Annotated in this window: 2 protein-coding genes; both read left to right on the top strand. The window is 74.6% G+C overall.

From position 1 onward, the window contains the following. Window positions 1-343 precede the first annotated feature (343 nt). Window positions 344-565, top strand: coding sequence for a translation initiation factor IF-1 (infA, locus tag VR44_RS37220; RefSeq protein WP_045952097.1), 222 nt, complete (start codon window positions 344-346; stop codon window positions 563-565). Window positions 566-671: 106 nt separating this feature from the next. Next, window positions 672-1,682 (top strand): LacI family DNA-binding transcriptional regulator (locus VR44_RS37225; RefSeq protein WP_045952098.1); only part of this gene is annotated, 1,011 nt, incomplete at its 3' end.

A 1,682-nucleotide genomic window follows, 5' to 3' on the forward strand; every position in this document is an offset into this window, starting at 1 on the left:
GCGCCGAGGACGAGCGGGGCGACGGCGGCCACTCCGAGGCCGGCGAGCAGACCGCGGCGGGTGGGGGCCGGGGACGCGGTGGGGGTCGGCTGCATGGCGTATTACCTCCCGGGCTCGGTACGGAAGGCCCGCCCCGGCGGGACGCTGACGGAGCGTCGGACCGGGGCGGGAGAACACCCGCAGCATTCCCGGCGGACGGCCGTTCGATAGGCGTCAGCGGAAAACTTTTTCCGGACCGGACGTCCGCCGGCGGACATCCGGCGGAAAACCGGTTGGGCGGGAAGCGGGGCTCCGGGTAGCGTGCGGAGCGACGTGAATCGTCAGCCGAGAGAAACGGAACACATTGCCGAGAACAGCCAAGGGCATCGAAGTGGAAGGCACCGTCGTCGAGTGCCTGCGTAACGCGACCTTCAAGGTGCAGCTCCCGAACGGGCACCAAGCGCTCGCGCACATCAGCGGGAAGATCCGGAAGAACTACATCAAGATCCTCCCCGAGGACCGGGTGCTCGTGGAGCTGAGCGCCTACGACCTCACCCGCGGCCGGATCGTCTACCGGTACCGCTGAGCGCACGCTCCGGCCCTGAGGGCGGGGGCGGGGCTGGAGGACGCCGGGCGGTTCGGCGAAGATGGGCGGACCGACCCGGCCGCACGAGCGAGGAGCGCTTCCGCAGATGCCCAGTTCCGCTTCCGGTTCTGCCCCCGGTTCCCCCGGCGGTGCCCGCAGGCGGCCGCCGACGATCGCCGACGTCGCCCGGGCCGCGTCCGTGTCGCCGACCACCGTGTCCCACGCCCTCAACGGGCTCGGCAAGGTCGACCCCCGGACCCGCGAACGCATCAAGCGGACCGCCGCCGAGCTCGGCTACCGGCCCAACCTGCGTGCGCAGCGCCTGCGCAACGGCCAGGCCAAGGCCATCGCCCTCGCCTCCTCCATGCCCTTCGCGGTGGCCGCCGGACCCTCCCGCCTCGGCTTCTACATGGAGATCGCCGCCGCCGCGGCGGAACGCGCGATGGTGCACGGCTACGCACTCGTCCTGGTCCCGCCCGTGCAGTCCGGATCCCCGCTGCACTCCCTCGACATCGACGGCGCCATCGTGGTCGAGCCCGGCGAGGACGACCCGGCCGTCGCCCAGCTGCGCGAGCGCGGCCTGCCGTACGTGGCGCTCGGCCGCGAGGTGGCCCGGACGGACGCCCCGTACGTGGACCTGCGCGGCGGCCCCGTCACCGGACTGCTGCTGCGGCACCTGCGGGAGCAGGGGGCGCGCCGGCCGGCCCTCCTCATCGGCGCCGGCAGGCGCCACTCCTCCGTCGACGCCCGCGCCGCCTACGAAACCGCCGCCGCCGAGGAGGGCTGGACCCCCCTCGTCGCCACCGCCCCCGAGGAGGGCGGTGAGCAGGCCGGGTACGAGGCCTGCGCGGCCCTGCTGGCCGAGCACCCGCGGACCGACGCCGTCTGCGCCCTGGTCGACGTCTTCGCCGTGGGCGCGGTCCGGGCGATCCGCGACAGCGGCCGGCGCGTCCCCGAGGACGTACTGGTCGTCACCCGGTACGACGGCCCCCGCGCCCGTACCTGCGAGCCGCCGCTCACGGCGGTCGACCTGCATCTGGACCGGGCCGCCGCCGACGCCGTGGAACTGCTCCTGTCCCGGCTGCGCGACGGGGGCGCCGCCGCCGGAGGACCGGCG

This window comes from Streptomyces katrae, assembly GCF_000966975.1.
Lineage (GTDB): Bacteria > Actinomycetota > Actinomycetes > Streptomycetales > Streptomycetaceae > Streptomyces > Streptomyces katrae.